This is a genomic window from Allorhodopirellula heiligendammensis, assembly GCF_007860105.1.
Classification (GTDB): Bacteria; Planctomycetota; Planctomycetia; order Pirellulales; family Pirellulaceae; genus Rhodopirellula; species Rhodopirellula heiligendammensis.
This window is the reverse complement of the sequence record NZ_SJPU01000001.1, coordinates 2,441,502-2,452,230: the sequence shown is the minus strand read 5'-3', so window position 1 is coordinate 2,452,230 and position 10,729 is coordinate 2,441,502. Positions and strand designations below refer to the sequence as shown.

Sequence of the window (10,729 nt, the reverse complement as noted above, 5' to 3'; positions counted from 1 at the left end):
CGGTGATGTTTCCATTCTCATTATTGGTTAGCCTTGATCTCGTTAGTCTTCTGTTCTGATGTATCCAGCGTCAAACTCCACTCGCGAGTTGTCCGTTGGATCCCACTACGCAACCTTGCGTCGCGTTCATTGGCGAGTCGATTGAACTCGATGACTTCGGCGGGCAACTGTTTTCCGCTGGGAGACTTTTTTCGTTCGCCCACAATGTGCACCTGATTGAGCGTCTTCCAACTATAGGTGAACTGCAAATTCTTCTCGTTGACCTCCGAGCGAATCGCCTCGGCGATCTTGTGAGCCGGCGACCCGTCAACGGCGACGCCCTCTGCCCACTGTCGGTGACTCGCCGTCACGACGAGTTCGTCATCAACCTTCAGCGAATAGATCCCCGGGGGCAGATTAACGACGGTCAACGAGTCTCTCAGATGCGCAAGTTGTGGCGGTAGTTCGTCGTGAGTGGGCGGTGGCAGAGTCGCGGCAGCCACTTCGGCGACACGAAAAGTCAGCCCTGTCTCGAAGTCCGAAAGATGTGAAACCTTCACGCCGCTACTACTGACGGATGAATCGGAAGCGTCAATGAATATCCGCCAGGGGCGCTCGCTGAATTCTTTGTCGTCAGCGATAAGCTCCCGAAAGATAAAATGACTGGTCGCCCAGTAACCGTACCGGTTCAGATGGATTCCGTTGGTGGTCAGATTCGGGCCCTGCGGCTCATCCATCAGGTAACGCGTCTGCTCATTGATATCGATGAAGGGCACGTTCTGAGCACGGGCGACTTCTTCCATGGCGCGGCTGTACATGGCCAGTTCGTGATTCCGCCGCTGGTGGTGAGGTGTCAACTCACCGAGTTGCTCGTAAGCGATCGGAGAGATCAGCACCAATCGTACATCCGTCTGCCCGTTGTACTGTTTGCCCGCATGAGACTCGATGAACGCCTGCACCGAAGCTCGAAAATCGGAGAGACGGCTCTCGCCGCCGAAGGATTCGCCCATCCCGAAACAGGCGATGATCACATCGGTACGATGATCGGTGAGAGTTTGCTCTTCCGACGGGAACCCCGTCGGCCGATCACGCGCCGTTAGCATATCTCCGCCCCAGCCCAGGTTGCGAATTGATACCGGGTCTTCAGGCCAATGCTGCACCAACATGGTTTCGAGGTACCCGTGAATACGCAACTGGTCCGCAAAGGTATTTCCAACGATAGCGACGTGGTCACCTGGTCGAATCGGTGCCTGGGCGGGTACGTGGGAGACGGACAGCCAGCAGCTTAGCAATGCAGCGGTATAACAAATACTTCTCATCTTTCGGTGCTTCTTTCTTGGTAGGAATCGCCGGAGCTAACGCGATATGCAGACGGATTTTTGCGGTGAAAACGGAGCATCGCTCACGGCGCGGCTACTTGTCGGCCCGCTCGATTTCCCAAGTCGTCATCTCAACGTCCGCGCCAGGCAGTGGGAGTTCAACCGCCCAGCACGCAGCGTTGACGATCATCCTGACAACTGCTTCTTCAGCGAAATCGCCGGGGTGACCAAACGTCGTTCCGAAGACTTTCCCGCCCCACTCGTTCTGCCACACCCACGCGACGGTATCCGTCTCCGATTGCTTCGTCTGGATAACCCCGAATGATTTTTTCAACTCGCGTGGTCGGCCAGTCCCGGTGCCTGTTACGAGCGGAATACAGCCTTCTTCGAAATGTGTTAAATACAACGTCCCCGGCGATGTCCAATGCGACTTCAATACGTTTGTCATGACCGGATGAAGGCGAGCGTCTTCGTTCACCTGAATCTTGGTTGCGCTGGACTGGTGGACGACGTACGGGGTACCAAGAACGCGTCGCCCAAAGTCATCGTTCCAGCTGAATCGCGGATGTTTCGCTGGATACTTGAACGAGTGATTTGCCGTACGCAATCCGATCACAGGCTTTCCGGATCTGACATAGTCTTCGATTGGCTGCCATTGCTCATCGGGGAGTTGGAGAAACCTCATGAAGAAGATTGCCAGATCGGCGTCTGCCAATACCTCGATGCCGGGCAGAACGTTCTCCCTCTTCTTCTCAGGATCACCGGTCCCCATCACGACCGTCGTGCGAAATCCGAATCGTTCCAACTCCTCCGCCAGCAGCGGCATGCTCAATTCCGGTGAGTAGTGCAGTGTCCCCACCACCAGGACAACGTGCGGTTTCTCTACCGCGAACGCCACGCTGGATGCACCCAACAACATGGCGATGAGCGTTGTGATCAGCCCCAGCAGACTGCGAGCCTGCCGACGCGGAGGATTAAATATGCCAAATTTTTTCATCGTTGGTGACCTAATCGTCAAGGTAAATTAAATGATTCGTTACCGAGCCACTCACTGCTGATGGCGTGAACGCATCGTTTGAATAAAACTCACGACCGGAGTCGGATCAGCTAGCCCATGGGGATGGTGCCCTTTCTCTTCAAAGATGATGGTGATATCACCGCCGAGCCTCTCGTAGCGTTCCTTCATGAGTGCTCCATTTTCTTCGTACGGCACCGTGGTATCCTTGGTGCCGCAGACCATCAGTATCGGAACGCCTGCCTTGGCCAGCGGCTCAAGCAGATCGATGGGGCTCACCTTTGCCGCGAGCAGTTCTTCGTCAGTCTCGAAATCATAAGCGTGTTTCATTCCCGCCCACGATCTCGGGTCCCCATCCGCAACGGAGTCGTTACCAGGCACGAGTTTACCTCCCGGCCAACTCTTGACGTTGCACACTCCGTTGTCAACGTAGATGCTCTCTACCTTTTCCGGATTGGCGGCGGCCCAACGAAACAGAGCCAGATTCTCCCGACTCATCGAGGCCATCGAAAGCGTCTTGGAAAACCCGTATTCCTGCGTGAGCATTTGATAGGCGGCATCAATGATCGGGTTGCCCCTCGGATGACCAGCAACATCTCCCGGTGCGATCACAACATAATAGCCCTGCTCAACCAATTTCAGGTCACCGCGGGCCACACGCTTTGTCGCGTTCGCGCCGACTCCCCAGAACATACTACGCCACATCCAGGGTTTGCCGGGTGCAGGATGGTGGGGACATACCACCGAGATAGTGCCCTGCGAGGTACGAATTTCATACCGGTCGAAACCTTCACAATCGGACTTTTCCCCGGGAAACTCATCCACCCGCGCCACCTGAGCAATAGGTGTCTCCTGTGCGAGTTGGCTGAGGTTTTCACTGCCATCCGTACCTGCACTGGATTGGGCAGACGCGATTGCCCCCATGAGGATCAAGCAGACCACCACGCCTCCAAACCAATTCGTCGTCTCTCGTATTGCTATCGGCATTGTTGTTCTATTTAACGGCTGGGTGGTTTTCATACATCACGTCCATCGAGTTGATATACAGCAGCAGTGCTGCTTGATTCTTAGTGATTACGGCAAGTCGGAAGAACAATAAAGTGAGAGGGCATGAACGTGAACACACGGACCGTCGACGGCATGTGCCGAGATGGCGGCGCGATCTGTGGAACGTAGGACGAAGCGGTGCATCACTTGAGTTGTTTACCTCGATTTTTTTCTCCGTCGGTATCAAGAATCTGGAAATGATGAATCCCAACTTTCTGACCGTCGGTGTATGTCCAAACAACTTCTTTCTGTCGGTTGACCTCAACCAGCTTGGGTGCCTGTGCATCTTTCCTACCACCGGCGTAGCAGGCAATCACAACATTCCCATTGGCTAACACCTGCCCACCGCAGGGATCCTGTAACCACGGTCCGGGCAAGTCGTCGTTGGTCAGTTGCCAAGCGATATTTCCATCAGCGTCAAAATCAATTACTCGGTTTCCATTGGTGCAGCATACGAGGGTTTGGCCGTCACCGTGCCGGATGGCGGTGAATGGCCAAGTGTGAATCGATCTCGCGGAGTCGCCTGGTACGGTCGTGTCAATCTCGCTGATCACCGTGCCCGTGGCGTCGTACTGTTTCACTGCGAAATCCAGCAAGTGAGGCACCAGGTAAGTGCCGTCGGCCAATTTCCGAGCCATCCGTGTTTCCAAATGATGATTGTCGGTTTGGCACTGCAGCGGAAACTCGACCCATACTTTTCCTGATCGATCGACTTCCAGCAAACGCGGCATGTCTCCGGCTTCGGTGATCACGAACGTGCCAGTTTCGGTTGGCTGGGCGCTGTTGACCTCTGCCTGAGTACCGCTCCAAATCAAGGTCTCTTTGCCATCAGGCGTAATCTCAATGACGGCACCACCGGGATACCGTTTCCCTTTATTGAGCGTCAGTATGATGTTGCCGTTGTCGAGCACATATCCATCGCGAGTCGCGTGGGGATAGGTCCAGGTTTTCACACCGTTTTCATCGACGATGTAAGTTTTTTGGCCGAATGCGATAAAGCTGTGCGTTGTCTGGGGAACTTCGTTTGCATCCTCCTGTACCAAGTTCGTGCGGACCTGCGTTGTCACGGGAACCTGTAGTCTCCGCGGTCCGTTGTCGTAGAGCCGCGCACCACTCCCTTGATGGTCGATGTCGCCGAGTTCAGCGCGGGCTCGATCGATACGCTTGAGTAAAGAGGTGACGGTGTCTGGGTGCGCTGATGCCAGGTTGTTCAATTCACCTGGATCCGTATTTAAATCAAACAGCTGTAACTCTGGCACCTGTTCAATCATTCGCCCCCACCAGCCAAGACCGGCCGGTGATTTTTCGCGGGGCAATACCAATTTCCACTGCCCGCGGCGTACGCCCGTCAGCAGACTACCTGCGTAATAGAGAAACTCATCACGCGGACTCCTCTCGGCTTGTCCTTGCAAAAAACTCGAGGCGTCAACACCGTCGAGTTCAACAGCCGGCAGCTCTGCGTTGGCAATCGACGCAAACGTCGGCAGCAAATCCATTGTAGTGAGCAATTCGCTCGACTCTGAACCGGCGGGGATGTGGCCTGGCCATCGAGCAATGAACGGCACTCGCGAGCCACCCTCCCACGCCGACATCTTCCAACCGCGCAGCGGATCGGCATTGCCGGAGTGGTCGCGGGGAATAAAAGGTTTTCCGTTAGCTTGCATGCCACGGGTAGTTTCTACCCAAGGTCCATTGTCCGACGCAAAGACAACCAAGGTATTATCATCGATACCGAGCTCTTGCAGCGTTTTGAAAATCTCGCCACAGGACCAATCAAGCTCTTCAATCGCGTCGCCGTAAGGTCCTCCGTCTGACTTGCCCTTAAAGTTTTCCGAGGCCCCCAGGGGAACGTGCGGCATGTTATGCGCGACGTAGAGGAAAAATGGACTCTCGTGATGCTGTTGGATCCACTCGGTCGCTTCGAGCGTGTAGACGGCGGTGATGTGATCCCAGTCCTGAACCGCCTCGACCACCACGTCATCATTCCGCATGATCGGACTGCGTGAAGGCACATCATCGACGTGAACCGTGAAGCCGTTGTACTTCGGCGTGCCGTAAAAATAATCAAATCCCTGTGCGTTCGGCATCGTCGCAGGCACGACTCCGCCGGGAGTACCTTGACGGTCCAGACCAAGGTGCCACTTACCCACCATCCCGGTCGCATAGCCAGCCCGCTTGAGAACTTCCGCCATCGTCGTCTCATCGGGATGCGGAACCGTGTGCAAGCGTTTGAGATTGCCCGGTTCGGCAATGCGAATCGGATAGCATCCCGTCATGAGCGCCGCTCTCGAAACGCCGCAGACCGGTTGCGCGTAGAAATTTGTTAGCCGCAATCCCTCAGCAGCCATTTGGTCGAGATGAGGAGTCTTGATATGTGGCGATCCGAAACAGCCCACATCTTGATAGCCCTGGTCATCGGTTAGAATCAGGATGATGTTGGGACGGGTCTCCTCAGCAAACGCAGGAAGCAGGGTCGCAAGTGAATGGATCAAACAGGCAACAGTGAATAGCTTTATCACGTGAATCGTTCGCATGGTGGGTTTGGCAAGAGGTGACTCAATTCAGTTCGTCGGTGCGGATGGGCACTATTTCGGGTTATCTCGCTCAGTCGAGAACACGCTTCCGCTGGGCTGCGATGGAAGCGTGGATTTCCACTGTTTGAGCTTCGCAAGGAGCACATCCGTGGCTACGGACTCACTGGACTTGAGATCTGTTTTCTCGTAGGGATCTTGCGCGATATCGTAGAGCTCGAAATAGCTCAGGTCCTCGTTAGCGAGTAGTTTCCAGTTCTGATCAACGATGGCGTAAGCGACCCAGTGATAGGGCGCTGCTTTGCGTATGGGCCATGTTCCTTTCATCTTCCAAAACAAGGGCTTTTCGCGAACCTCCGAAGGACTTCCTGTGAGCGCGGCGAGCTGACTGATCCCATCGGGCTGGTAGCCTTCGGGAAGCTCAGCACCGGCGATCTCGCAGAATGTCGGCAGTAAGTCAACAGCCGAAATCAGTGAAGAGTCATCGATTGCGCCCGGCGCAATTTTTCCAGGCCAACGAGCGATGAAGGGCACGTTGATTCCACCTTCATACAAAGCCGCTTTGTGACCTTTTCTGCCGGCGGTGATACCTTTGGAAGCACCGGTTCCCCAGCCGGCGCCCGTGGCGGTGTCGTACATCAAGGTCGGTTCCGCATTGCCGCCCGCTCTCGCCGGTCCATTATCACTGCTGAAGATTACGAGCGTGTCGTCGGCAATCTCGAGGCGATCGAGTGTATTGAGCACGTCTCCGATGCGATCGTCCGCGTGAGACAATACCGATGCATAAATCGCATCGGGCGCACTCTCCATGTCACGAAAACGCCATTCGTATTTTGGCACGGTATGAAAGGGCGTATGTGGCTCATGCACCCACAGGTTGACGAAGAATGGTTTTCCCTCCCGCTCGCACTTTTCAATAAATGCAATGGTATGCTGGGCGTCTTCGTGCACCGGCATCTGCTCGCCAGCGCAATTGAATGCTCCGTACTCGTCGTAGCCGTATTCGCTGGGCAGCGGCGAATCGGGAATCATATTGTTAGAAAGGTGCCACTTACCGAAGTGGGCCGTTGCGTAGCCTGACTGCTGCAATAATCGCGGTAGCGTCACCGAGCTCGGGTCCAACCAGTCGGGCATATTCCGTTTCGCATTGCTCGGCACCCACGCAAAGTGCCCGTCGATGTTGTAGCGAGCTGGGAAGTGTCCTGTCATCACTGCCGTGCGACTGGGTGAGCAAACCCCGCTCGCGACCGTGAAGCGAGTGAAGTCGGTGCCTTCTTTGGCCAGCCGATCGATATTCGGTGTCTTCACATAGGGGTGGCCATGGCAACTGAGATCACCCCATCCCCAATCGTCGGCAAAAACGAACAGGATATTAGGCCGGGTATCTTCGGCAGCAATTACGGGGGGGGCGTCACTTACCGACAACAATGCCAAGGCGACGAACAGTGCAAGGGGTTTCATGAATACCAGGGACTTCGAGGGGACATGGGGAAAGACAAAAGATCACAGCTGCTTTGTCGGTGCCGTTGAGCTTAGCCAGATCGCAACGCCCAGAGGGTGTGCTGAATTGCGTTCAGAGCTTGCGTTCGCTACGTCACACAACGAACTGCGTCACCGCAAACAACCAGCCGCCAGGAGTCAACGCCGTTTTAGCGGGCAAGGATACCACATTGTGGACGGGATTTCCGCCATGCCGAGGATAATATGCGACACGACACCAACGATTTGCGTCATCGTGCCAAGGCCGCTGGCCAAAGCGACGGTCAAGCCCACACCAAGCAAACGCGGGGAGCCGTCATTCGAAATGAAAACGGATGAGGTAGGGTGGGAGGATCGACCGCGAGTCTGGGCACACAATGGCATACCCGCCCATCTCAATTTCGAGATTGAGCGGATTCCAACGCACCCTAACGCCCTTGATCTACTCCACGTAGAACTCTTGGAACGCCGTGTTTTCACCTCGATCGGTCACAGGACTCACCTCCCAAAAGATCCACCGGAACGTTCCGAGGTGGTGACCCTCCCGAGCGCGCAAAGACGTGGCCTGGAACGCACGGGAGGCTTCCCTTGTCGTGTCAATTGTCGCCAACGGCGTGACTCGATCGCGGTCGCGAACATCCCAACCTGGTGCCTCGGACTTGTTGCTGCCATAAAGCGTGAAGTTTTGAGCACCTCGATTACCGTTCTTATTGGTGCTCCAAGTCGTGATCGCAGTGATTGGTTTCGACTCACCTAAGTCCATACGATACAGCCCCGAGACTACACCATTGGCAAATACCGGCCCATATCCATCGCTGAGCTGACCATCGCTGAGTATACTCAACGGAGCATCGGATGGCAGTTGATTCGCAGCGACTTTCGCGGACACCGCATCGGGCACCGCTAGCTTGGTGAAATCGTCCGCTCGCGACGCCTGTGCGGTCAACACGAAAGAACCGGATGATGCTTGGATGGTAACCGGTTGCTGGTTACGAATCACCTGCAGGGACAACTCCGTGTCGCCGGCAAGACTGAACGCTTGCAATAAATCGGCAACTGTTTTCACCTGCCTGCCATTGATGTTCTGAATCAGATCTCCTTCCAACAAACCAATTTTCGCAGCCTCACTGTGAGCGCCAACTTGCGAGATTGCGACGCCACCGTCTTCCTGGGAGACACCAAACGCCGAATAGGTTTCACCCGTGAGTGACTGTACTCTGCTGCCGAGGAAATAGCTTGAAATCTCCGTCGCCGGCTGGGGGCTATCGCGACGCGGCTTGGCAAGCTGGCGCTGAATCTCCAACTGCGGTATGATTGGCGTTTCTGCGATTGCTCGGAGCGAACTCTTCTTGACTCCGAACTGATCCATCGGAAAGTTCTCGAAGCCGATCTGGAAAGCTGGCGAACCTTTGGCGACTCGAAAGTCACCCTGTGCCGGATCGATGAACTCGGGATCGGCGACGATTGAATTGACATCCCAACCGAACTGAGTAAAGCGATCCTTCATCTTTTGGTTCTCAGAAAAGAACAAATTGCCATCGACACGCTTGCCTTTGGCAGTATGACTGGGCATCCGCGCTCCTTGCGGAGCCGCCATAAAAATGTTGCTATACACCTCATCACCGCTGTTGTTGTACCAAACGTGCGGGTGCAAACCGTTGTTGATCGTGATGTTGTTCCAGGCGTGCCGACGGAACCCTTCGCGTAGCTTCAAGCCACCTGACAGCAGCAGGTTGTTGTAGATGTCATAGTTAGACGAACCATCATCGAGATCAATATCCCAACCATGATCGCAGCGCCAGCGACTGTTACGAATGACCGTCGTCTCGACGGCATCGAGAAAGGGTAGATTTGGTTCCATATCGACGGCCGCTTGAGTCACATCCCGATCGCTGCGCCAAAAGCGATCGCGGCCCCACGAATTGAAAGAACCGTGATCGTGCGTTTCTTGGACGGTATCGAATACATCACAGCCTTCGATTAGGTGACCGCCCCAAGCTCCGTCGCCAATATTGATCCCAGCGCGGGCACAGTCGTAGATGGAGCAGTCTCGGACGGTGATCTGCTTCGACATTTCGATCAAAATGCCTGCTGGCTGCCGTTCCACGCGACCAATGCCGTGGATCAAACAGTCCTCTACGATACTGTCGGCGGGATAGTTGTTCGTCTTGGGACCAGGCGTGCGATCAATCTCTACCAGATCATTCTTTTCCCGATACTCGAAGAGTGGATTGCGGACCGCGTTGGGGTCACCGACAAAGCACACGCCACTGGCGCCGCAGTCGTGGATATGGCAACCTTGCACTCGCAGTCCGCGGTTATAGTTGCTCGCGAAGATGGCGTTGCCGCCGACCTGATCAAACTCAGTGTCCAGGATCTGCACGTTTTCAGTCCCTGTCAGCAGGACAGCTCCGCCACGATAGATTGCCCAGTCACTGCGGAGCAACGGTTCCTTGGTTTCCATAAACGTGCGCGCGGCGTGTCGAAAAACAAAACCTTTCAGTGTGATGTGTTTGACCGGAACGCTATCGCTGCCACGAAACTCGACCAAGTGACGCAGCCGAACGACTTCGATCGTCGCCGACGCGAGTTCAACGCCCTCAGCTGGCATGTAGTACAGCGTGTGGGTCGTCTTGTCGTGGAACCATTCGCCGGGAGCATCGAGTTCCTCGAAGATGTTTTCGACCATCCGAAAGTCTTGATGCATGCCCATCTGGCGATTGTTTTGCCATCCACCTTCAAAAAGGACATTGCCGTCGGGATCCTTTCCAGTAATGCGGTAGTGATAGCCGCCCCACCGCGCCCGGTGCATGGCATGAATATAGCCCCCCTCCGGATGCGCCCATTTCGCGGCGCGTTGTCGGGAAAATGCGTCAGCGGCAAAGCCTTGATAGGCATCCGTTTTCCTCGCGGCGTCGAAATTGGGGTAACGGGCCATCCGTTGACTTTGGCCATCAACAAATAGCTGGTCGATCGCTAAGCCCGGCTCCGTTACCGCCATGAAAATACCGTCTCGAAAAGGCTGCCATTCTAGCTGCAAAGGTGTGCCGCCGCTTAGAACCGCGCCTGCTTCGCCGTCGGCTTGGTAGACAACGGGCGCCCCCGCCGATCCTGAATCAGTGGGCGTGAACACCAACGTTTCAGGCAAGTAGTATGTCCCGTCAGCAACATGAACTGTGACGGGATCGCTGCCGCTGAATGTAGCTGCCAACGATCTCGCTCTCTCAAGCGTCGCAACAGGCGCAGACTGACTCCCGGGATTCGTGTCCCTGCCATCGGTACTGACGTAAATATCAGCAGCCATGGGGCTTGTACTCAAGCACATACCACTGACCAGGAGACTGTATTGACAGAAGCGT

At 55.2% G+C, this 10,729-nt stretch carries 6 protein-coding genes and 1 pseudogene; all 7 read right to left on the bottom strand.

Annotated features, from left to right (window positions below; genetic code table 11):
* Positions 1-20: 20 nt before the first annotated feature.
* The 7 genes and pseudogenes from Poly21_RS09210 to Poly21_RS09180 all read right to left on the bottom strand — a co-directional run bounded on the left by Poly21_RS09210 (position 21) and on the right by Poly21_RS09180 (position 10,674).
* Entirely contained in the window at positions 21-1,298 is a 1,278-nt protein-coding gene (locus Poly21_RS09210; RefSeq protein WP_146406534.1) for an SGNH/GDSL hydrolase family protein, read from the bottom strand.
* A gap of 94 nt (positions 1,299-1,392) precedes the next feature.
* Entirely contained in the window at positions 1,393-2,295 is a 903-nt protein-coding gene (locus Poly21_RS09205; protein WP_302118223.1) for a ThuA domain-containing protein, read from the bottom strand.
* A gap of 51 nt (positions 2,296-2,346) precedes the next feature.
* On the bottom strand, positions 2,347-3,300 hold the full coding sequence (locus Poly21_RS09200) for an alpha/beta hydrolase (RefSeq protein ID WP_146406533.1): 954 nt from the start codon (positions 3,298-3,300) through the stop codon (positions 2,347-2,349).
* A 203-nt stretch (positions 3,301-3,503) separates the two neighbouring features.
* Complete coding sequence (locus Poly21_RS09195) at positions 3,504-4,427, bottom strand: SMP-30/gluconolactonase/LRE family protein (RefSeq protein ID WP_302118501.1); 924 nt, start codon at positions 4,425-4,427, stop codon at positions 3,504-3,506.
* A 105-nt stretch (positions 4,428-4,532) separates the two neighbouring features.
* Positions 4,533-5,894, bottom strand: a pseudogene (locus Poly21_RS09190) (sulfatase family protein); the annotation flags it as partial.
* A 51-nt stretch (positions 5,895-5,945) separates the two neighbouring features.
* Complete coding sequence (locus Poly21_RS09185; protein WP_146406532.1) at positions 5,946-7,352, bottom strand: sulfatase-like hydrolase/transferase; 1,407 nt, start codon at positions 7,350-7,352, stop codon at positions 5,946-5,948.
* Positions 7,353-7,812: 460 nt separating this feature from the next.
* Entirely contained in the window at positions 7,813-10,674 is a 2,862-nt protein-coding gene (locus Poly21_RS09180; protein WP_302118219.1) for a right-handed parallel beta-helix repeat-containing protein, read from the bottom strand.
* Between the last annotated feature and the right edge of the window lie 55 nt (positions 10,675-10,729).